The sequence below is a fragment of the Brevibacillus sp. M2.1A genome (assembly GCF_013284355.2).
Lineage (GTDB): Bacteria > Bacillota > Bacilli > Brevibacillales > Brevibacillaceae > Brevibacillus.
In genome coordinates this window covers 1986711-2009926 of record NZ_JABSUY020000001.1, presented here as the reverse complement: position 1 = coordinate 2009926, position 23216 = coordinate 1986711, and the positions used below count along the sequence as shown (strand labels likewise).

At 48.2% G+C, this 23216-nt stretch carries 20 protein-coding genes; 1 reads left to right on the top strand and 19 read right to left on the bottom strand.

What is annotated here, in order from left to right; genetic code table 11:
* Positions 1-5: 5 nt before the first annotated feature.
* The 10 genes from HP567_RS09895 to citZ form a co-directional block, all read right to left on the bottom strand.
* Complete coding sequence (locus tag HP567_RS09895; RefSeq protein WP_173608861.1) at positions 6-665, bottom strand: HlyD family secretion protein; 660 nt, start codon at positions 663-665, stop codon at positions 6-8.
* Between the two features lie 9 nt (positions 666-674).
* Complete coding sequence (locus HP567_RS09890) at positions 675-1103, bottom strand: MarR family winged helix-turn-helix transcriptional regulator (protein ID WP_012685124.1); 429 nt, start codon at positions 1101-1103, stop codon at positions 675-677.
* A gap of 666 nt (positions 1104-1769) precedes the next feature.
* Positions 1770-2714, bottom strand: a complete 945-nt coding sequence (locus HP567_RS09885; RefSeq protein WP_173608862.1) for a VanW family protein — start codon at positions 2712-2714, stop codon at positions 1770-1772.
* 92 nt (positions 2715-2806) lie between these two features.
* Positions 2807-3895 carry a PRK06851 family protein gene (locus tag HP567_RS09880; RefSeq protein ID WP_173608863.1) on the bottom strand — a complete coding sequence of 363 codons (1089 nt, stop codon included), beginning with the start codon at positions 3893-3895 and terminating at the stop codon, positions 2807-2809.
* Between the two features lie 255 nt (positions 3896-4150).
* Complete coding sequence (gene phoU / locus HP567_RS09875) at positions 4151-4807, bottom strand: phosphate signaling complex protein PhoU (RefSeq protein ID WP_016738714.1); 657 nt, start codon at positions 4805-4807, stop codon at positions 4151-4153.
* Positions 4808-4915: 108 nt separating this feature from the next.
* On the bottom strand, positions 4916-6679 hold the full coding sequence (pnpS, locus tag HP567_RS09870; protein WP_173608864.1) for a two-component system histidine kinase PnpS: 1764 nt from the start codon (positions 6677-6679) through the stop codon (positions 4916-4918).
* Between the two features lie 13 nt (positions 6680-6692).
* Positions 6693-7388, bottom strand: a complete 696-nt coding sequence (locus HP567_RS09865) for a response regulator transcription factor (protein WP_173608865.1) — start codon at positions 7386-7388, stop codon at positions 6693-6695.
* 684 nt (positions 7389-8072) lie between these two features.
* On the bottom strand, positions 8073-9011 hold the full coding sequence (mdh, locus tag HP567_RS09860) for a malate dehydrogenase (protein ID WP_173608866.1): 939 nt from the start codon (positions 9009-9011) through the stop codon (positions 8073-8075).
* 52 nt (positions 9012-9063) lie between these two features.
* Positions 9064-10347 (bottom strand): NADP-dependent isocitrate dehydrogenase, encoded by a 1284-nt coding sequence (icd, locus tag HP567_RS09855; protein ID WP_173608867.1) that lies wholly within the window; start codon positions 10345-10347, stop codon positions 9064-9066.
* 153 nt (positions 10348-10500) lie between these two features.
* Complete coding sequence (gene citZ / locus HP567_RS09850; protein ID WP_048031704.1) at positions 10501-11613, bottom strand: citrate synthase; 1113 nt, start codon at positions 11611-11613, stop codon at positions 10501-10503.
* 425 nt (positions 11614-12038) lie between these two features.
* Here citZ and ytvI point away from each other — a divergent pair, with 425 nt between their 5' ends.
* A complete protein-coding gene (gene ytvI / locus HP567_RS09845) occupies positions 12039-13169 on the top strand; it encodes a sporulation integral membrane protein YtvI (RefSeq protein WP_173608868.1) in 1131 nt (376 codons plus the stop codon).
* Positions 13170-13245: 76 nt separating this feature from the next.
* Here ytvI and HP567_RS09840 read toward each other — a convergent pair whose 3' ends face one another.
* The 9 genes from HP567_RS09840 to HP567_RS09800 form a co-directional block, all read right to left on the bottom strand.
* Positions 13246-13641 carry an FxsA family protein gene (locus HP567_RS09840; protein WP_173608869.1) on the bottom strand — a complete coding sequence of 132 codons (396 nt, stop codon included), beginning with the start codon at positions 13639-13641 and terminating at the stop codon, positions 13246-13248.
* A gap of 2 nt (positions 13642-13643) precedes the next feature.
* Positions 13644-14075: an acyl-CoA thioesterase gene (locus tag HP567_RS09835; RefSeq protein ID WP_173608870.1), complete on the bottom strand. Its 432-nt coding sequence runs from the start codon at positions 14073-14075 to the stop codon at positions 13644-13646.
* Positions 14076-14685: 610 nt separating this feature from the next.
* Positions 14686-16947 carry a ribonucleoside-triphosphate reductase, adenosylcobalamin-dependent gene (nrdJ, locus tag HP567_RS09830; RefSeq protein ID WP_173608871.1) on the bottom strand — a complete coding sequence of 754 codons (2262 nt, stop codon included), beginning with the start codon at positions 16945-16947 and terminating at the stop codon, positions 14686-14688.
* Positions 16948-17388: 441 nt separating this feature from the next.
* Positions 17389-19143: a pyruvate kinase gene (gene pyk / locus HP567_RS09825; protein ID WP_173608872.1), complete on the bottom strand. Its 1755-nt coding sequence runs from the start codon at positions 19141-19143 to the stop codon at positions 17389-17391.
* 39 nt (positions 19144-19182) lie between these two features.
* Positions 19183-20142: a 6-phosphofructokinase gene (gene pfkA / locus HP567_RS09820; protein WP_173608873.1), complete on the bottom strand. Its 960-nt coding sequence runs from the start codon at positions 20140-20142 to the stop codon at positions 19183-19185.
* Between the two features lie 221 nt (positions 20143-20363).
* Positions 20364-21320 (bottom strand): acetyl-CoA carboxylase carboxyl transferase subunit alpha, encoded by a 957-nt coding sequence (gene accA / locus HP567_RS09815; protein WP_173608874.1) that lies wholly within the window; start codon positions 21318-21320, stop codon positions 20364-20366.
* Entirely contained in the window at positions 21287-22231 is a 945-nt protein-coding gene (gene accD, locus HP567_RS09810; protein ID WP_173608875.1) for an acetyl-CoA carboxylase, carboxyltransferase subunit beta, read from the bottom strand. Before accD ends, accA begins: the two co-directional genes overlap by 34 nt.
* A gap of 20 nt (positions 22232-22251) precedes the next feature.
* On the bottom strand, positions 22252-22434 hold the full coding sequence (locus HP567_RS09805; RefSeq protein ID WP_173608876.1) for a glutamate decarboxylase: 183 nt from the start codon (positions 22432-22434) through the stop codon (positions 22252-22254).
* Positions 22435-22515: 81 nt separating this feature from the next.
* Complete coding sequence (locus HP567_RS09800; RefSeq protein ID WP_047070614.1) at positions 22516-23187, bottom strand: FadR/GntR family transcriptional regulator; 672 nt, start codon at positions 23185-23187, stop codon at positions 22516-22518.
* Positions 23188-23216: the final 29 nt, after the last annotated feature.

Genomic DNA, 23216 nt, shown 5'->3' with positions numbered 1-23216 from the left:
CTTGATTACATCTCCTTCACGTGCACTTTGATCTCGGCGTTCAATCCGGCAACGAGGTCCAGACCTGCTGTGTCATCTATAGCGATTTTGATCGGGATACGCTGGGTTACCTTGGTGAAGTTCCCACTCGTGTTGGCCGCTGGCATCAAGGAAAATGTAGAGTTCGTCGCCTTTCCGATCTCCATCAAATGACCGCCTAATTTCTTACCTGGGTAAGCGTCAACCGTAAAATCAACTTTTTGGCCGAGTTTCAAGCGTTCGATCTCTGTCTCTTCCAAATTGGCGGAGATGTACAATTTGCTTTCGTCAATTACGAGAGCTACCGATTGCCCTGTCGAAACAATCTCTCCCTCTTTTGCTTGCGTTTTAATCACGGTACCTGTAATGGGGGAACGCAACACGCTGTTTTCCAGCATTGTCGTTGCTACATTGGTTGTATCTTGCTGCCCTACGATTTGATCCGCTATAACGGTGTCGCCTTCTTTGACAGCGAGTCCGGTCAGTTTGCCTGTCATTTTCGGCATGACGCGATAAATGTCTCCCGCGATCCGGGCATCTTGTGTGGTCACATAATGTGCACTCTGATACCAATAGTAGTAACCGATTCCTCCACCACCTGCCACGAACAGGAGCAAAATGACATACAAAACCAGTTTTCGCTTCATGGTTTCTCCTCAACTTTCTCGTTCTTCTAGTTTCGCAATCAATGTTTCCATCGACTGAATAATGATGTCTAAATCCTCATCGGAAAATCCATGGAAAATACGTTTGTAAAAGTTCTCTGAGAAAAAATCAACCTTTGCGAACAACTCGGAAATCTTCGGTGTTTTACGAATCCAGACAACACGCCGGTCATTCTCATCACGTACACGTTCTACGAGTTGTTCTCGTTCCAAACGATCTATGATGCCAGAAACGGTACTGTAGGATAAGTCTACGGCTTTGCTTATCTGACCGATCGTTTTGGGATCAGGATGTATTTCTCGAATGACCATTAGCTGCGGGACAGTCACACCATATTGGGACAGTTCTTTTGTGGCCATCGTGCCAAATGTCTTGTTCAACCGTTTTAACAAGTCCCGAATATGCAGTGATTTATTCATAGTGCACTCCTTTCTTAAGTAATATTTCGTGTACGAAATTTATCACATGAAAACTATACGATGTTTTTTTATCCGTGGCAACTATTTCTTTAGGTTAAACTTTAACTAGGCAACCTTTTAAAAGCATGCGTTGGTCGGGCTGTAGTGGTGGGGAGGAAACAGGAGAAAACGCTCAGATTCTAGGTCCACCTGCTGAGGGATTGACTGTCCGGCTCCATGAAAAAAAGTGAAACCCGCGTCCAAAGTGGTCCATTCAGGGGGTGTCTCAGAGGTGGACGCTAAGAGCTTGTTTCTCTTTTTTTCATTGCGCCTCGGGCGGTGTTCCTAAGATCTTCGCTTTTTTCTCCTGTTTCCTCTACGAGCTTTCCGTGTTAAACGGATTTTAAAAGCCTTAAAAGAATGAAGAATGTAATCAGTTACGACAGAGAAGAATATTTCCAGACGTAGCGACTTGTGGAGTCCTACCAAGCGGAGAAGGGATTCGCGGGCAAAAGAAACGCAACCGTGCCCATACGTCGTAGCGGCTACCACTTTTGCGTTTCCCCGCGAATCCCTTCGGAGCGGACAGCCTCTACCCTCAGCGGGACGGAGCCTGGAGCCTAGTCTGGAAATATTCTTCTCCCCACCGCAGCCTCGTACCCATGACACAAAAAAACCGACACATCTCTAAGGAATTGTCGGTCCATTTTCATTTAAAATAGATGGAGAATCCGGAGCTTCTTCAGGCGTCGAGCGGCGTACGCTTGGAACATGTCGTGGCTCATGCTCCATTTCTGGAAAAGAGTGAACCGTCACGTACATGCTTCCGTTGTTCGCAATCGCACGAATCAAAACCGGATAGGCGTATTTGTTTTGAAACACAAAATCGGGGCCGTACCAGCTCACGGTTGCATCTCGCCCTGGAGGTACGTACGCTACGTTTCGACTGTGAGAATAACGCTGCATAATGTGCAAGCCTGCCTGGTCTACCGCATTGAACAGCGTAGACGATACTTGGCAGATTCCTCCCCCAATGCCTTCCGACAACTCTCCCCTGACAATGATAGGCGCCTGCAAATACCCTTTTTCTTTCGTACGCTGGCCCACTACCTTATTAAAAGAAAAAATTTCTCCTGGCAATACCACGTAATTGTTAATCGCCTGCGAGGCGAGCTTGATGTTGTGTACACGATTCCGGTTACCTGCATTGAAATAGGTCGCATATTGCCCGATCCTTTTTTTCCGCACCTGACTCATGAGAGCCTTGTCTACCTTCGGGAATACCTCTTTGTAGCTGACATTCATGCTTGCGGCTCCCGTACCATAAAAATAATCGTAAAAACGTCCGCGAAATGCCAGGTCATCCAGCTTTCTTCCCTTGGCTTCCGGAACGATGGCCCCGGCGTTATTAATCGTTGCATTGATCGGCGCAATGTACGCTTTTTTCGCCAGCTCTTCTACCATTCGCGCAAGCTTGCTGTCATCGACCAAAGGAACGCCATCAAAGGGAAGAGAATAATCAGCCCGGTTGAGCATAGCTACCGTCTTGCCCTCCATCTCTATCTGCAAAAAATTCGTCGGGTCGAGGGGATTAATTAACAGTAACAGAGCCAACGTCATAGCAAAACCCATCCGGCTGCTCACCTCCATTCTCCAACAACGATCATCTTCCGTTATTGTAGTATGAGCAGTCGAACGGGTTTCATTCTACGATCGGAATGACATTAGCCCATCTTTGTCAGCCTGCTGACAATTGCTTGCGTAACTGCCTTGAGACGCTGCTGGTCCACCGCTTCCTGGTAAGTATTATTCAACTGGTCGCGCAGTTCCTTGGCAGCCAGAAGATTCGCTGTTGCTTCTTTCACTTTTTGCTTATACCTTACCTTTACATCCATTAATTCCTCTTCATATACCTCATCTGTGCCAGGCTCAATTGCCCTTTCATACATATCGATAACCTCATCTGTATCTTTACTTGGAAAATACTCATGAGGTGCGGTGCTGTCAAAAATAGCGAGGCCCTTCTCAGGAACAATGACCATATCAAGGCTGTGCGGGTCTAGTCCACAGTGGTATACTTCCACGTCAAAGCCGCGTGTTTTGGCTTCCTCCACCAACTTTTTCAGCATAGTGGACTTGCCAGAGCCTGGCCTGCCCTTGATAAAGTAGCGCTTCTCCAAATGGTCGGTCAGCTTCATGATATGATCTACAGGCCCCTGCGGCGTCGCTGCCCCCAAATACATGCGCCGTACCTTTGCTTTCTTTTCCAGTTGCTCCTCTCCGAAGAACAAAGCTTTTACTTCTTCCGTAACGCAATTGGCTTCTTCTCTGTTGAGGTGCTCAATGTAGGGAGCCTCCCACTCATCGTGGATCCGCAAGGCCTCGCCAAAAGCTTGATATGCCTCTTCACTCTTCCTAAAAATCTCTTCGTACCAGCCGGCAATCTGGTCTTTGTAATCCACTAGCTGATCAATGTTGACCATGGACTGCAAATTGACCTGAATTTCCTTTACACCCGGAGAAGCGGGTCTCCAAATCCGGGGATAGCTACCATCCATAATCGCCACTTTATATTTGGGAAAAATAACACCATCAAACTGTCCATTCACAAAAGGAGAATGAATCCACTCCACTTCGTCTGTTTTTCGTGCCATTTGATTACCAATCGACTCGATCAGTGGCGACGTAATTCCTTCCACTGTCCCTGTCAAAATATAAACACGCTCCAAGCCTTCCAATACGGAGTCATAAAACGTCTTGTATCCTCGCGCAGTATTCCCTGCGGCATATATATGGCGCACTTTTGTGGTCATTGCCTTTCCCTCCTGTACTTCTTCTAACTGCCATTGAATCGATGTATTGTATGCACAAAAGGGAGAATAGGCGTCTGTCTACAACCATAAGAAAACCTCTATCGTGGTTTAGTCAAGGATGAGCGACCGCGTTTTAGCGGAATGTTTTCCGTAATATCGAGAAGAAACCCGAAGAAGTTTATCCTTTACGATATTATGAAAAAGCCGCTGCTAGCTATTTTTCATAGCTCACAGCGGCTTTTTGTCATTCGGGTATTATTTATTCAGATCCGTCATTTTACCAGTAGACATATAAATAATCCATTCACAGATGTTCGTAACATGATCGGCAATCCGTTCCAAATATTGCGCGACCAAGAGCAAATGCGTTCCTTGCGAAATGGCCTGACTGTTTTTCGTCATCAATTCAATCAGATCATGGAAAATCGTGGAATACAGTTTATCCACAATGTCGTCGCGTGAGGCAATCTCTTCTGCCGCTTCTTTGTTGCGTGCAATATATGCATTTAAACAATCACGCACCATAGCCTTGACGTGATCAGCCATCATCGGAATATCGATGAGGGGTTTCACGTACGGGTCCGCCATCAAGCGTCGGGTCGTCTTGGCAATGGAAACGGCATGATCACCCATTCGCTCCAAATCCGTCACCAGCTTCAACATTGTTCCCAAGCGTCGCAAGTCACCTCCGACTGGCTGCTGCAACGCAATGAGACGGAAGCAATCGCTCTGTATTTCTTGCTCCAGCTCATTGATCACAGGATCGCTTGCGATAACCTGTTCCGCCAGTTGGGCATCCCGCTCAACCAGACTCTTAATGGATTTATGAATGGCTTCTTCCACCAATGTGCCCATCGTCATGAGCTTGCGGTGCAGTACATCCTGCTGTTCTTCAAAAGCGTGCCGTGACATTTCCCTCTTCCCCCTTCTAGTGTCTGACATGTCAAATGGTACAAGGCGATTGTATTGTAGAAGTAAAGCTACTATTTTGTTTGTGTAAATGTTTTTGCAGTTGTTGTTTTAGGTAAGGGGAAGTGTAACTGTGAAGGTTGTCCCTCTTCCTTCCTTGCTCTCCACACTAATATGTCCGTGCAAATTTTCCACGAGATGCTTCACGATTGCGAGGCCCAAACCTGTTCCACCTGAATCGCGGCTTCTCGCCTTGTCTACGCGATAAAACCGCTCAAAGATACGCGTGAGGTCCCTTTCCGGAATGCCGATCCCGGTATCCATGACTTGAATGGTGATGTTTTCGCTGTCTGCCTCTGTCTTGACGTTGATTTTTCCACCTTCTGGCGTATAGGCGATCGCATTCGTCAACAGATTCAAGATGATCTGCTGCAAGCAATCCTTATCCGTCATCAGCCAAATATCTGGCTTTGGTGAAGGGAGGGTGATCGTCAATTCCTTGCGCTGTGCCTGGTCATGCATGATGGCAACCGCCGAACTGATTAGATCCTGCAAGTGAACCTGACTCAGATGCAACGGGATTCGCTTCTGCTCGATTTTGGAAAGGTCCAAAATGTCGCGGATCATCCGGTAGAGCCGCTCGCTCTCATCCGAGATGATTTGCAAGAAATTGCGGCATGTTTCCTCGTCCTGCATAGCCCCTTCAAGCAAAGTCTCCGTGAAGCCCTTGATCGAGGTAATCGGCGTGCGTAGCTCATGCGATACGTTTGCTACGAAGTCACTTCGCATCTTCTCCAGGCGGCGAATGTCGGTGATGTCATGCAGTACTACGACCACACCCCTCGACTCCCCCTTGAAGTTAATATAGGGAGCAAAATTCACGTCAAGAATGCGTTCCTGCGGGTAATAAATGTGTACCTCTTGGCGGAACTTCTCGCTTCTGTCGAGGCACCTGTCGATGTATTGGCTGAGCCCAAAGCTTTTGCCGGCCTCGATATGCAGCTTCCCTACTATCTCATGTCCAGCAGTCCCCAGCAGCTTTTCAACGGCTGGATTGACCAGCATGATCCGGCGTTGTTCAGAAATGAAAATCACGCCACTCGTCATATTGGTCAGCACCCCTGCCAGGCGCTGCTGATTCTCCGAGATTTCGTACATCTGCTGCTCCAGGCTCGATGCCATGAAGTTGATCGCGCCTGCAAGCTGACCGATCTCATCCTTTGCTTTGATTCTGACACGGCTCTCATATTGGCGCTGTGTAATGTTGCGGGCTACCCGGGTGATCTCCTCGATCGGACGAATAATGGAAAAGGAAATGCGAGAAACAACAATCGATCCGACTACCAAAGTAACCAATAAACCTGTGAGTAAGCTGTACCACATTTTGTGGATCGTATCGGTAATATCTTTCATCGACATCGCTGAACGAACAACACCGAATATTTCGTTGTTCAATTCAACAGGTACTGCAACGTACATCATGTCATAGCCGAGCGTCTCACTAAAACGACGGGAAATCCCTGTTTCTCCTTTCAACGCTGCCTTCATCTCTGGCCGGTCATGGTGGTTTTCCATCTCTTCCGGGTGGGAGGAGTTGTCGTACATCACCTGACCATCCTTGTTGATAATGGTGATCCGTACTTCATCCGTTGGCGCTACTTGTTTGACCCGGTCTGCTAACGTCGCCTTATCGGCAAAGACATTCGGGAAACGGACCGCCTGAGAGATGAGCTTCGACTCGCGGGACAATAGCTCATTCAGTGATTGGAGGTAGGAATTCTCAAGGACTTTGGCAAAATACATCCCCATCACCAATAGTACGAGAGAGATTAAACCCAAAATAGTCAAAGTGAGTTTGATTCGAAAGCGAGTCAAGGTAAATCCTCCGTTATCCTTCCAGTTTGTATCCTAATCCGCGAACGGTTTTGATGTATTTCGGGTTCTTCGTATCATCCTCAAGCTTTTCGCGCAAATGGCTGACATGCACGTCCACGATTCGAGAGTCCCCGATAAAATCGTAGTTCCAAACAGCATTCAACAATTGATCGCGCGTCAATACACGTCCTTGGTGGCTCGCTAAATAGTTGAGCAGCTCGAATTCCTTTGGTGTCAGCTCAACCTTCACGTCTTTACAGAACACCTCGTACTTCTCCGGGTAGATACGAATATCCCCAAATTGGAGCAACACCTCTTGAGGCGCTGTAGTCGCTTCCGGCGTGTTCTGAAACCGCCGCAGAATGGCTTTCACGCGGGCAATTACTTCTCTCGGGCTAAAAGGCTTTGTCAAATAATCATCGGCACCAAGCTCAAGCCCCAAAATCTTGTCGAGCTCATCATCTTTCGCTGTAAGCATCAAGATCGGCGTATTATTGCGTTCCTGGCGCAAGGTTTTGCATACGTCCATTCCATCCATCTTGGGAAGCATCAAATCAAGAATGATAAAATCAGGCTGCTCGCTCTTAACCACTTCCAAGGCCTGTTTACCGTCAAAAGCAGTTACGACTTGAAATCCTGATTTTTCAAGATTAAATTGCAATAGCTTTACAATAGAAGCTTCGTCATCCACTACCAATACTTTGATCATCTGTCTGTTTCCCCCTAGCGTTGCAATGCTTGCGCTCGATTTTCTAACCTACGTCCCCTGAAAAATACTTCTCTCTACAATACTCAGTCTGCCAATGCTCATTGCGGAAAACAAGTAATTTTTTTGTAAAGACATGCTGTTGAACACATAGAACTTAGTTGCTTGACAGTAGTATTCCTCTTTTAGGTAAAGGTATCTCCTTAAAAAATCCTAGCTGTCTTCCAGCGGTAGAGGTCGGGAGAAGCCCTGCCACATGCTTTCCAGTTGCCTGTATCCTCTCTACGTTCGGGCGGTCTCCTTCCAAACATGTGACAGTGCTTCGGTACAGCTGTGGATGTATGTCTTGCTTTTACAACGTTTTACAAGTGGGCTCAAAGAAGTTTTCCTTGAGCCTTTTTAAAAAAACTAAAAGCTACGTGGAAGAAGCGAATTTCCAGTCCAAGCGCCTCTGGAGCCCAGCCCAGCGTAGGAATAAATGGCGGGGAATTTCAGCTTCACTTATGGACTACCTCCTCGAAACTTCTACGTTTGAAGCGCTCCCGCCATTTATTCTGGAGCGAACAGTCATACCCACAGCGGGGCGTAGGCCGAAGCGTAGACTGGAAATTCGTTTCTTCCACCACCACAGCAACTTTAATAGCAAAAGACGCCTTCCCAAAGAAAGGCGTCTTACATGTACTAATCTTATTTCAAAACAGCCATTACACTGCGTACAGAGTCAGCAGATTTATCAAGAGCTGCTTTCTCTTCGGCAGTCAGATCCAATTCGATCACTTTTTCGATCCCGTTTGCGCCGAGCAGAGTCGGTACACCCAGGTAGAGATCGTTGTAGCCGTACTCTCCTTGCAGAAGAGCGATGGATGGCAGAATGCGTTTTTTGTCCTTGATGATGGCTTCAGCCATTTGTACCAAGGAAGCCGCAGGTGCATAGTAAGCGGAACCGTTCCCCAGAAGGTTTACAATCTCGCCCCCGCCCTTGCGGGTACGCTCTACGATCGCATCCAGACGGTCTTGCGGGATTAATTTTTCCAATGGGATACCACCAGCATACGAGTAGCGAACCAATGGAACCATGTCATCTCCGTGACCACCCAGAACGAAGCCCGTTACGTCTTCTACAGATACGTTCAGCTCCATCGCCACGAAGGTACGGAAGCGAGCAGTATCCAGAACGCCGGATTGACCGATTACGCGCTCTTTTGGAAAGCCGGACGTTTTGAAGAAGGTGTACGTCATCGCGTCAACTGGGTTGGACAGTACGAGCACGATAGAGTTTGGTGCATATGTTTTTACTTGCTCTGCAACAGATTTCATAATGCCAGCATTGGTGTTAACCAGATCATCGCGGGACATGCCAGGCTTGCGGGCAATACCAGCTGTGATGATGACGAGATCAGCATCTTTGATGTCTTCATAGTTCGCAGTACCTGTGATGTTTGCATCAAAGCCTAATACTGGCGAGGATTCCATCATGTCGAGCGCTTTACCTTTTGTTGGGTTCTCCAGTTGCGGAATGTCAACCAATACGATGTCGCCCAGTTCTTTTTGCCCCAAAATGAATGCAGTTGTTGCACCAGTGAAGCCACTACCGATAACAGCGATTTTTTTACGGTTGAATGCCATGAACTATTCCCCTCCAAAAATGTAAGTGTAAAAATTTGTGCCCAAATCTATCTTACATGTTTTGAATCAGAGCGTCAGCAAACTCGGAGCATTTCAGTTCTTGTGCGCCTTCCATCAGACGAGCGAAATCGTATGTTACTGTTTTCGCGGAGATGGTTTTTTCCATGGAGTTGATGATCAGATCAGCTGCTTCGTTCCAACCCAGGTGACGCAGCATCATTTCTCCGGACAGGATCACGGAGGATGGGTTTACTTTGTCCAGACCAGCGTATTTCGGAGCTGTACCATGAGTTGCTTCGAAGATCGCATGACCAGTCAGGTAGTTGATGTTTGCACCTGGAGCGATACCGATACCGCCTACTTGTGCAGCCAAAGCGTCGGATACATAGTCACCGTTCAGGTTGAGTGTTGCTACTACATCGTACTCAGCTGGACGAGTCAGGATTTGTTGCAGGAACGCGTCAGCGATAACATCTTTCACGATGATTTTGCCAGCTGCTTCTGCTTCTTTTTGTGCTTTGTCAGCGTCGCCGCCTTCAGCTTTGATACGATCGTATTGTGCCCAAGTGAACACTTTGTCGCCGTATTCTGCTTCAGCCAGTGCATAACCCCAGCTTTTGAACGCACCTTCCGTGAACTTCATGATGTTACCTTTGTGTACGAGGGTAACGGATTTGCGCTTGTTGTCAATTGCATAGTCAATTGCTGCACGAACCAGACGCTCTGTACCATCTTTGGAAACAGGCTTGATACCGATACCAGAAGTTTCTGGGAAGCGAATTTTCTTCACGCCCATTTCGTTTTGCAGGAAGTCGATTACTTTTTTCACTTCTGGAGTACCTTCAGCCCACTCCACACCAGCGTAGATGTCTTCAGTGTTCTCGCGGAAGATTACCATGTCTGTCAATTCAGGATGTTTAACTGGGGATGGAACACCATCGAAGTATTGAACAGGACGTACGCAAGCATACAGATCCAGCTCTTGACGCAGTGCTACGTTGATCGAACGGATACCGCCGCCTACTGGTGTAGTCAGAGGACCTTTGATTGCAATCAGGTATTCACGAACAGCAGTCAGCGTATCTTCTGGCAGCCACTCGCTGTATTGGTTGAAGGATTTTTCGCCCGCGAATACTTCGAACCAAGCGATTTTCTTCTCGCCTTTGTATGCTTTTTCTACAGCAGCATCCAGAACACGAACGGAAGCTTTCCAAATGTCAGGGCCAGTACCGTCACCCTCGATGAAAGGAATGATCGGATTGTTTGGAACTACCAATTTACCGTTATCCACAGTAATTTTTTCGCCTGCAGTTGGTTGCGTCAGGTTTTTAAACACAAAAAATCCCTCCAGTGTTATATATATTTGGTGATTATGAATATTTCCAGACGTAGGAGAACTACCACTCACTTGTGGTAGTTCTCAAGCTTGCGCTCAGGAGCGATCAGCTTGGCTGACCCCCTACCCTCCACGCTCGAAAATAGCGAGTTCTTAGCGGCGGTCAATTGGAACGTAGTGTTGGTTGACCGGACCGGTGTAATCCGCGCGAGGACGGATCAGGCGATTATTTTCATACTGTTCCATGATGTGTGCTGTCCAACCGGACATACGGCTGATAGCAAAAATCGGTGTGAACAGGTCCGTTTCGAGGCCGAGAGAAATGTACACAGATGCTGAGTAGAAGTCAACGTTTGGCTTCAGTCCTTTTTCACCGGAAATCATTTCATCGATCTTCACAGACATCTCAAACAGCTCAGGGCGACCGATTTGCGCGGTCAGTGCTTTGGACATTTCTTTCAGCCATTTCGCACGTGGGTCACCATCTTTGTATACACGGTGTCCGAAGCCCATGATTTTTTCCTTGTTATCCAGCTTGGTGCGGATGTAGGATTCTACGTTAGCCATGCCGCCGATTTCGTTCAGCATCTTCGCTACTGCTTCATTAGCGCCACCATGCAGAGGGCCTTTGAGTGTACCAATTGCAGACACGATACCGGAATAAATGTCAGTCAGAGTCGCAACAGTTACGCGAGCAGAGAATGTAGATGCATTGAACTCATGGTCAGCATGCAGGATCAGAGCAACGTCAAACGCTTTTACTGCTGTTTCTGTTGGCTCCTGGCCTGTCAGCATGTAGAGGAAGTTTTGTGCAATCGTGAAATCTGCACGTGGAGCTACTGGCTCCAAACCTTTACGCATACGCTCGTAAGCAGCGATCAAGGTAGGAGTTTGTGCCATCAGGCGGATAGATTTCCGATAGTTGGCTTCAGGAGACATATCTTGCGCTTCTGTGTCGTAGAGCGCTAACGAAGAGACAGCTGTGCGCAACGCCGCCATTGGGTGTACGCCTTTTGGATAGTGGCGAATGCTTTCCAGCACTTCTTGGGCCACTGCTGCATTTTCACCCAATTGTTTTTTCAAAGCGTCCAGCTGATCACGCTTCGGTAACGCTCCATGCCAGAGCAAATATACAACCTCTTCAAAAGTTGCATGTTCTGCCAGCTCATCGATGTTGATCCCGCCATAGCAAAGAACCCCATCGACGATCGAACAGATGGATGATTGAGCGGCAACAACGCCTTCAAGTCCACGAGTAGTTGTCATAGAACTCCCTCTCCTTTTCCACTCAAGTAGTAGTGCTTATCTAGTCTTCGCTTGTCCGCCATGACTGATAAACGGCCTGATCAAGTTCAAAATAGACGACTTTTTGAACATCCTATCTATGAAATTGTAAGCAGCGGTTTCTTTCATCCACCACTCTTGACAGGGAATGTATCCACGCAAATCCTCACAAGGTCGTACATGCAAATGTCGCTCGTGCAAGGGGAGAGGCGAGAGAAAAGAATCCACTAAGACGACCCAATTATAAAAGATTATTGCGATTTTGTGAATAAGGTTGGCGAAAAAATGTTTCGAAGGGTGAAACGGAGTTTTGTTTTTTCACGATTCTTGCTCCACCTATCAGGCATGCTGCATAATAGAAACATCAGTATTTTGTTCGCACCTTCGCGGCGGAAAGGAGAAACCGTTTGAATCAGGAAAACTGGGTAGAGCGCATCTTTCAAATCATTCGATTGTTATGGGTTTGCCTGCTTGTCTATGTAGGGATTTGGGTATTCCAACATGCAACACCTTTACTGTACCCATTTATAATCGCTTTAGTCATTGCGCTCATCATCAACAAGCCCGTTACGTTTATGACCAGAAAGTTCAGGATTCCCCGCTGGCTTTCCGTCATTATCGCGCTCTTGGTTTTGATGCTGCTCGCTGGCGGAGTGCTCACACTGATCATCACGGAAACAGTCGTGGAAATCGGGGAGCTGGCCAAGCGTTTGCCAGTCGTTGCACAGGAGCTGGCCCATTATTTGCAAAATACGATTTCTCAGGACTTCTTGATGGGCATTTACAATCAGCTTCAGTGGTTTTACGAGCAACTCGATCCAAGTTATAAGGATAAACTTACCAGTACGGTAGGTAGTGCGATCTCGACCATCACAAATGTTGGGCAGGACTTGATCGTCAAATTCCTGGATGGATTGAAAAACCTGCTTGTCTCACTCCCGAATATGGCAACAGTTTCCGTTATTTCCATCATGGGTGCCTTCTTTATCTCCAAAGATTTTGCCCTTTGGGAAGCGCGGGGTCGCCGTCTTTTGCCAACAGGAGTAAACAGCCGTCTCGATCAAATTTTCATCGATTTGCGCAATGCCTTGTTCGGGTTCGTCAAGGCGCAGTTGACTCTCATCTCCTTAACCGCTGCCATCGTCATCATTGGCCTGTTGGTCATGCGTGTCGAGTACGCGATTACGATTGGCTTGATCACGGGCTTGGTCGATCTCTTGCCTTATCTTGGGACAGGGACCGTCTTTGTTCCTTGGATCATCTACATGTTTTTCAAAGGCAATTACACGATGGTCATCGGCTTGTCCATTTTGTACGGGGTCGTCTTGATTTTCCGTCAAATTATCGAGCCAAAAGTCGTTGCGGAAAACGTCGGTCTCGACCCTCTCCTCACATTGGTCGCGCTGTTTGTTGGCCTCCAGCTGTTCGGATTCCTGGGCTTGATCATTGGACCTGTTTCACTTGTCATGATCAATGCTCTGGTAAAAGCCAACGTCTTCGTCGATGTATGGGGCTACATCCGAGGGAAGAAAACCTGACCTCATGTAAAAAGAACCGCTTGCGAGCAGCTTGTACACAGCTCGGAGCGGTTCTTTTTTATAGGGAATTTTAGTATTAGCGGCGGAAAAACAATTGAACACGACCAGACGAGATGAGGTTCCACAGCCAGCGCTTCAACAGATGACGAATGATCATCCGTGTGTACGGAATGAGGAAGACCAGTCCAATCACATCTGTGACGAATCCAGGCAACAAGAGCAAAATACCACCGATCAAGATCAAGACACCGTCAATGAGCGAATCGGTAGGCATTTGCCCACGCGACAACTGGTGTTGAACCATGCGGAATACTTGCATCCCCTGCTGCTTCGCAAGCCAAGCTCCCAAGATCCCTGTGAGAATGACCAGCATGACTGTATTCCAGCCGCCAATCCACGAACCAATAGTAATAAGCCCCCAAAGCTCTAAACCAAACGCTACGACAAATAGAATGGCAAAAAAGCGGAACATGCCTATTCCCCTCCTTTATGCTGGGAGTCCAACCAATCATAGATGTCAGGCACCGCTCGGGACAAGCGAATCGGCCTCAAAGCTGCGTTGGTAAATACATGCATTGTTTCTCCTGACACCAACAGCTGTTGGTCAGGCAATCTAACAACCTCGTAAGCAAAAGTGAGACGGACAGGACTGATCTCTTTTACACGTGTCCGTATTTCCACCTCATCGTCATAACGAGCGGGCTGTTTGTAAGAGATGTTCGCATCTGTGACAGGCAGAAGTACGCCTTTTTCCTCGAGTTCACGATAGGTAATCCCCGCATGGCGAATCAGTTCTGTTCTTCCTACTTCAAACCAGTTCAAGTAATTCGTATGGTAGACCACACCCATCTGATCGGTTTCTCCATAGCGGACACGCAATCGATGGGAATGAATAATGGGAGTCATTTTAGATCGCTCCTTTCTCTATAGGATGATTGTACCATAGTACCCCTATGTGGCTGTAGTGGTGGGGAGGAAACAGGAGAAAACGCTCAGATTCTAGGGCCACCCGCTGTGGGATTAACTGCCCGACTCCATGCAAAAAGCGAAACCGCGTCCAAAGTGGTCCATTCAAGTTGCTGTCTCAGAGGTGGACGCTTAAAATCATGTTTCGCTTTTTGCATTCCGTCTCGGTCGGTGTCCCTAAGATCTTCGCTTTTTTCTCCTGTTTCCTCTACGAGCTTTTCGTCCTTAAACGAGTCTTAAAGGCATTAAAAGATTGAAGAATCTCATCTGTAACGCTAGAGAAGAATATTTCCAGACGTAGCGACTTGTGGAGTCCAGCCGAGCGGAGAAGGGATTCGCGGGAAAAAGAAACGCAACCGTGCTCACGCTACGTAGCGGCTACCACTTTTGCGTTTCCCCGCGAATCCCTTCGGAGCGGACAGCCCCAGCCCCCAGCAGGACGGAGCCTGGAGCCTAGACTGGAAATATTCTTCTCTCCACCGCAGCCACATAAAAAAACAGGGGCAGACTGTTTCTACCAGTCTCCCCCTGCTCTTATTATTCGGATCGCTTAACGAATCGGGCAAGCTCCGCCTTCGCAAGATTCAGCCGTGGACAGATCAGCTTCGCCGCCAGTTTCATACTGCTGCAAAATCGCAGGATCAAACGGCTTCATGGACTGCTTCAATGCCTCGTACTGTTCTTTGGTGCACTCTTCGTAAGGAGCCAATTGGTAGTTTCCTCCATCCAATTGCAAGAAGGATACACCTACGAAATTATCCCAGTTATCGTATACGATGTCTTCTACTTCTGCCCATTCTTCCTTACGTACAGTAATGGTGTTCGAAGAGTTGTGCTCCGTATATTCCTTCTGGAAACGGAAGTACGTATCGAATTGGCGTTTTGCACTTACTTCGTTCTTCGTTTCTTCTGCGCCTGATGCTACAGGGAAATCGATGACGAGTGTACGTGCATTTGCCATGCGCTCTTCATACGTTTCGCCTGGTGTTCCTACCTCTGGGTTGACTGTCCAGCCGAGAGTTTGTACCGCTTTTGCCAATGGATCCTCAGCATTGATGCGAATGCGGCGGATGTAGTACGGCGAATGGGACCAGTGCAGACCGCTGGAGACACCACCAGCTACCTGAGACAGCGTACCTTCCGGCTTCACAGTCGTTACCAAGAGTGGAGAGTTCACACGCAGCTCATACGCATAACGGTTCGCCTCGTCACGAGCAGCATCGCCCAGCTGGCGCAGCAGTTCGAGCTCTTGCTCTTCTGTATAGCCAAGGGATGCCAACGCATCCTTCACTCCAGTAAGAGAAGTTCCGAGCAAGCGGTCACGCTGTTGAACGGTATCCCAATGCGGCAGCTCCAACGTAACCAGCGTCATGCGCAGACCGGCACGAGCAGATTTGCGCTGTGCTTCCAGCAAGCCATCGAGATCCAGATACTTGGAGCCATCCCCGCGATCCTTCACGAATTCAACCAGATTGACTGTCGTCAGGTTGCAGACGCCATAAGAATCGAGCAGGATTTCTGCACAAGGGTTCAAGCCCTCTGCATTTGGGCGGCGACGGTTTGCTTCTTCCAGGTTGATGAAGCCTGGTTCGCCTTCCAATTGCATCAAAGTGAACACGAGGTTCAAGAATGGCTTAGTTGGTTGTTTGGTAAAGGCGATGGAGTTGTTCGACATACGGCGGTGATCCAGACCAAAGCGTCCGTCTCCTACGTTTTGGATGCTGTCAAACCATACAGGCTTGTGCTCTCCCAACAGCTCGCCTACACGACGGTGATGGTTCAGCTGATCCTCCGTCCAGAAACCATTGATGCCGTATTTCGCCAGCATGCACTCATAGTCATCGTGATCAAACAGGAAAATTTCCGCTGTACGGCGTACGCCACCTACCACAACGTTTGCTCCGATGAGGTTTCCAATGTCGAGAATATGTATCGGACGGATTTTACCGTATCCTATTTCATCACTCTCGATTGGTGCCAAATGCTGGTCGATTTGGTTTTTCAACACTTTATCGATTCCTTCAAACATTTCGCGAAGCGGCTCATGACCACTAGCTGTACCGCCAAAACGCTTCAGTCGCTCGCCTTTCGGACGCACGCTGTTATAAGAGATTTTCACGGTGTGAATGTGCTCGTAAGTGGAATCTGTCAAAATTTGCAGGTAGAGACGGAGGGATTCTACCCAGCCTTCTTTACTGTCTCCCACATAAATTTTGGCAAAGCCGTTATCCAGTACATTCAGCTCAGAGCGCTCCAGGCGTTGATGCTTTGGCAGCGGTCTGTATTCAGAAGAAAGCAGCGAGACATTCGTGCGAATCGGGCCCAGTCCAGCAGCCATTTCCTTCGTGCATTTGAAGCCTACGCCAGTTCCTACCAAGAGAAGGTAGAACAAATCGCCCAAGTCATCCCAAGACTTGATGTTCAGGAAGGAGCAGTTGAAGTTCGCCAACGGATACAAATCCGCTACGCCGTTGTCTGCACCGCCAACCCACAAGGTACGGCCGGACAAAAACTGGCGAAGGTTGAACATGTTGTCAAACAATCCTTCTGCCTCTTTTTCCATTGCGCGGGAATCGGCATACATTCCGATTTTGTTCAAATGCTGATAAGCCAGCTTAATATTGTAATCCACCGAGCGGCGGCAAGTTTCTTTCCACGTTTCCCGTCTTCCTTTTTCCGGTACAAAGCGAGAATAAGTACGGTAGTAAACAAATTGTCCAAGAGGACTCATATGGTTCGGAAAATCAGGATATTGATTTAAGAATTCATCCCGCAAAAATTGAGTTCGGGATACGGTTTCGGTCGCCAGCATATCGTTCCTCCTTCGAATCTTTCCTCTCTAGTTTAACTATCTTTATCTGTAAAACTCAATAGTTTCACCTATATATTGTGCAAAATAATTTTCGACAATACTAGATGTTGTGTTCACCCTAAAAAAACACTTGACACAAAATCCCGAACATTGGACGTACAAAAGGACCATTTTACGTTCAGCCTTTTCCTGAGAACGAGCCCTACAACACCCATTCTGTCATGATTTGGAAACCCCGAACGTATGGATTTCATCCGTTCTGGCACAAAGCCACCGACCGATTTTAACAGATTCCCACTCGCTTTGCATCACCTAATAATCGCCGTTATCTGGTAAAACTTATCAAGCAGTTCGTCGGCTAATCCTTTTTCCACCAAGCCAAAAAGGGTGACACTTGGTCACCCTTCAGAGGCATTCTTCATTAAAGTTGAATAGTATTACCTACAGAATCCGGGCATGTCCTGAATAAATATGCCCACGTTCAGAATCCACCGTTACGATTTGCCCGTCCTTCAATACATCCGTAGCAAATTGCACACCTACGATGACTGGAATGCCGAGATTCAGGCCTACAATGGCTGCGTGAGAAGTAAGTCCTCCCTCTTCGCAAATCACCGCTCCAGCCTTGCCAAACGCTTCAATCATATCGGAGTCGGTACCGATGGTAACCAGGATTGCACCTTCTTCTACCTTTGCCAGCGCCTCTTCAGCGGATCTGGCAATCACTACCTTGTTGGTGACAACTTTTCGGCCGATTCCTTGTCCTTTTGCTACCACATCCCCAATGACGTGGATTTTCATCAGATTCGTTGTCCCAACCTCACGCACAGGCACGCCTGCTGTGATCACAACGAGATCGCCATGACGAACGAAGCCTGTATCAAGCGCCTCTTGAACAGACATCTCCAGCATTTCATCGGTGCTATTCGCCATTTCGCCCTTCACCGGATACACGCCATTTACGAGTGCAAGACGGCGAATAATCGCTTCGTGCGGCGTTACAGCCACGATTGGTGCTTTTGGACGGAACTTGGATACCATGCGAGCTGTGTGTCCGCTTTCAGTCGCAGTAATGATTGCCGCTGCGTCCAGATCCAGTGCTGCATTGGATACAGCTTGGCTGATGGCATCGGTAATCGTCACTTGTTTGAGCTGTGCTTGTGCGTACAAGATCTCACGATAATTCAGCTCTTGCTCTGCACGTACAGCAATGCGCACCATGGTTTCGACAGACTCAACCGGGTATTTACCGGCAGCCGTCTCTCCAGAGAGCATGATTGCGTCTGTCCCATCGAAAATGGCATTCGCAACGTCACTCGCTTCCGCACGTGTTGGACGTGGGTTGCGCTGCATGGAATCAAGCATTTGTGTCGCCGTAATAACTGGCTTCGCGAGTTCGTTACATTTTTTGATCAGCTTCTTCTGAACAAGTGGTACTTCTTCTGCCGGAATCTCTACGCCCAAATCACCACGCGCAACCATGATTCCATCTGTTACTACCAAAATTTCGTCTACATTATCGACGCCTTCCTGGTTTTCGATTTTCGCGATAATATCGATACGCACGTTATGGCGCTCCAGGATTTGGCGAATCTCCAAGATATCCGAAGCTTTTCGGACGAAGGAAGCCGCAATGAAATCGACTCCTTGTTCAATACCGAATTCAATATCCTGCGCATCCTTTTCTGTGATACCTGGCAAGTTGATTTTGACACCAGGAACATTGACGCCTTTTTTGCTCTTCAGTGTTCCGCCGTTTTTGATCAAGCAGATGATTTCGGTGTCACTCACTTCTTGTACAGTCAACCCGATCAAGCCGTCGTCGATCAAGATCGTATCGCCGATTTTTACATCACCAGGCAATTCCGGATACGTAATGGAGACGCGCTCTGCGGTACCCGCTACTTCCTCAGTGGTGAGGATCAGCGTATTTCCTTCTACGAGCTCGACTGCATCTACTGCAAGCGTACCCGTGCGAATTTCAGGACCTTTTGTATCCAACAGGATTGCAACGGGTTTCCCGGTTTCTTTTGATGCCTGGCGAATGTTTACAATTCGGGCCGCATGCTCCTCATGGGAACCGTGCGAGAAATTCAAACGCGCTACGTTCATTCCTGCTTCGATGAGTTTTTTCAGCGTTTCAACCGATTCACTCGCTGGTCCGATGGTACACACAATTTTTGCTTTCCTTAACATAGGATGTAAGCCTCCTCGACACTCCGAAAACTGTCAGTATTATATAGATAGCGTGCGCGCCAATTGATAAATAGATAAATCCAATTGATGCTTTTTCGCCAATGCTTCTTGAAAATCAACATCCACGATCTGGTTGTTCTGAATCCCAACCATTCGGTCCTGCTTGCCTTCCAGCAACAAATCGACAGCTGCGGCACCCATTCGGCTTGCCAGCATTCGGTCCATCGCAGTAGGGGAACCACCACGCTGAATATGACCGAGTACCGTCACACGAGTCTCCCAGCCTGTCTCTTTCGTGATCGCTTCGGCGTACGAAGCGGCACTTCCTACCCCTTCCGCCACAATGATGATGGAATGCTTTTTGCCACGGCGTTGTCCAGCATGCAGTCGCTCAATAATGTCGTCCATCTCCTGCGACGCTTCCGGGATCATAATGGACTCGGCACCAGCCGCAAGCCCTGCCCACAATGCCAGGTCGCCAGCATCTCGCCCCATTACTTCAATAATGTACGTGCGTTCATGCGAAGTGGCCGTATCGCGGATTTTATCGATTGCTTCCACAACGGTATTCAATGCCGTATCAAACCCGATCGTGAAATCGGTGCATGGAATATCATTATCAATCGTACCCGGTACGCCAATAGTCGGGAAGCCTTTTTCGGTTAGCTTCTGCGCACCGCGAAACGACCCATCTCCCCCAATGACAATCAGACCCTCAATTCCATGAGTACGTAATTGCTCCACCGCTCTTTGCTGTCCGGCTTCCGTCTTGAACGCTTCACTGCGAGCGGAGTAGAGAATGGTTCCTCCCCGTTGGATAATATCCCCAACAGAGCCTAGAGACATCTCCGTGATATCTCCCCTCATCAGCCCTTCGTATCCGTGGTAAACCCCAAACATTTGTACCTCGTGAAAATGAGCACGACGTACAGCCGCCCGGACTGCGGCATTCATTCCAGGAGAATCTCCACCGCTAGTGAGAACTGCAAGTTTCCGCATGGAATCCACCTCTCCAATCGTATCGTCTTTAGCATGTCATTTAACGGAAACAGTATGTACCATACTTTGTATGAAACATGCTGTATCACTCAAATCCTCATATCTGTTATACAATCAAAAGATATGTGCCATACTTTTTGAAAGCTCTGATAACTCTTTCATCCGACTTCGATTGTAGCAGATTTTCCTCGGAGAAAAAAGAAAAAAACGCCCCCTGTTTCTTACAGGGAGGCGAATTCTCCGATCTGCTTAAACTTCTCGTAACGGTCCTGTATCAATTCATCTGGAGTTAAACGCCCTAGCTGTTCTAGTTGTTCCGTGATGACCGCCTTGACCATGCCTGCCTGCGCGATCAAATCACGATGGGCTCCTCCGAATGGTTCATCAATAATTCCATCAATGACTCCTAATTCCAACAAATCAGGTGCCGTAATTTTCATCGTCTCCGCTGCCCGCATACCCAAGCTGGAATCTCTCCAGAGAATCGCGGCGGCACTCTCCGGTGCAATCACGGAGTAATAGGAATTCTCCAACATATAGATGCGGTTACCTACGCTAATCGCCAAGGCTCCGCCGCTTCCGCCTTCCCCGATGACGATACAAATAATCGGCACGCCAAATGTCGCCATTTCACGCAGATTGCGAGCAATCGCTTCGCTCTGACCGCGCTCTTCTGCCGCTTTTCCAGGATATGCCCCTGATGTATTGATAAAGCAGATGATCGGGCGACCGAATTTATCCGCCTGCTGCATAATGCGCAATGCCTTCCGGTAGCCTTCTGGATGAGCCATCCCGAAATTACGCTTGATGTTGTCTTTCGTGTCTTTCCCTTTTTGGTGACCGATAACCGTAACCGGACGTCCATCCAGCTTGGCAATTCCACCCACAATCGAATGGTCGTCTCCGAACAAACGGTCTCCATGAACCTCGATAAAATCAGTAAAAAGTAGTTGTATATAGTCCAAAGTCGTTGGCCGTTCCGGATGACGAGCCAGCTGTACGCGTTGCCATGGAGTCAAATTGCCGTAAATTTGCACAGCAAGCTCTTTTGATTTTTGTTCGAGACGCTGTACTTCGTCAGAGAAGTCAATTCCCTTTTCCTCAGTAAAACGGCGCAATTCCTTAATCTTATCCTGTAATTCTACTAATGGCTTTTCAAAGGAGAGCTCGCCTGCCATGTTTCTACTCCTTCCCGAGACGTGTGCATCTCTACCAGTTTGGACAGCGTATTTCGCATATCCTTACGGTGTACCACCATATCGAGTTGCCCGTTTTTTAACAAGAATTCCGCTGTTTGGAAGTCTTTTGGCAACTCCTGACGGATCGTTTGCTCAATGACTCGACGCCCAGCAAAACCGATCATAGCTCCTGGTTCTGCGATATTGTAATCTCCCAACGAAGAAAAGCTCGCTGATACCCCACCATATGTAGGATTTGTCATGACCGAGACAAACAGCAAGCGTTCGCGATCCAATCGAGACAACGCTGCGCTGGTTTTCGCCATTTGCATCAGGCTCAACACACCTTCTTGCATGCGTGCTCCACCAGATGCACTGAACAAAATGAAAGGCAAACGCCGTTCGATCGCTTGCTCAATTGCGCGCGTGATTTTTTCCCCGACGACCGATCCCATACTCGCCATACGGAAACGAGAATCCATGACCCCAATCACGATGCGGTTCCCACTCAGGAGACCTTCACCTGTAATGATCGCCTCGTTCAAATTGGTGTTGGCCATATCTTGCTCCAGTTTTTCCAAATAGCCAGGAAAACCGAGTGGATTGGCTGTTATCAAATTGGCATCAAATTCTTCTGTCAGAACCCCATCATCCAGAAGCGCTTGCAGACGCTCTGGAGCGGACATGGAGTAGTGGAACTGGCAGCCTTTGCAGACGCGCAAGTTCTTCTCCAAATCCTTCGAGTAGTGAATCGTCCCACAATGTGGGCATTTATTCATCAATCCCTCAGGGACTTCCTTTTCTTTCGTACCCGCTTCCTTGCTCATGTCGGTGGAAGCAGGGACACGTGCTAGTGTCTCTGAAGGAACTGTAGCGAATTTGCGCTTTTTCCCAAACAGATCTTTAAGCACAGGTACACCCACCTTTCTCTTCAGTGAAGGATCGTGCCGAGAACATCCCGGACTTCGTTTAGTTCGCTCTCGGGCACGAGAATCTCGTATTGCTTGGAGACCCTGCCTTCGCGAACCTTTACCAAAAACCCTTCATCTGTCAAACGTTGCTGTATCCGTTCTGCAATTCTAGCGCTAGGAGCGATGTAGATGACCGTCCACATGCTGGCTTCCTCCTCAATCGTCCAATACAGGTCTGCATCATCATATCACAGCGCCAGCGCCCCTCGCAAATTGAGGGAAAACTAAAGCTTGCTGTTCTCCAAATGCTGTTTCATTCTCTCTAATGCGACGTTCACATCGCCTTCGCGAATGGCTTCCATAATCTGTCGATGCTCTACGAGTGCTGCACTTGCTCTGCCTTCGCGCGACAGTGATTCAATGCGAATACTGTTGCTGTACTCAACCAAAGGCGTCCAGATGCGATGCAAAATCGAGTTACGGCTGGAGCGACATATGACACGATGAAACTGATAGTCTTCCTCCGCAGGCACCTCGCCCCTTGCTACTCTTTCCTCTGCAATGGCCAGGATGCGTTCCATTTCATCAAAATGCTTGTCCGTCGCCCGTCTACAGGCTAGGCGGACAGCATCCAGCTCTAGCATTCGCCGCATTTCGATCAAGTCCTTCTTGGTTTTGGTATCCCGTAGGATAAAAAAGCCAAGAATATCGATCAGTCGATTGTGCCGGTAATGCTTGAGGAAGGTGCCTTCTCCGCGACGTGTCTCAATGAGTCCGAGCAGCTCGAGAGCCCGAAGAGCCTCGCGTACAGAGGAACGCCCTGCTCCCAGTTGTTCGGACAGCTCTCGCTCAGACGGCAGCTTGTCCCCGGGCCGCAAGTTTTGCTCCTGAATGATTTCATGAAGTTGCAGGAGAATTCCTTCGTAAACCTTTCGATCTTGAGAAGAGTCGAGCACGATTATCCCCCTTACTCGTACCTTCAACG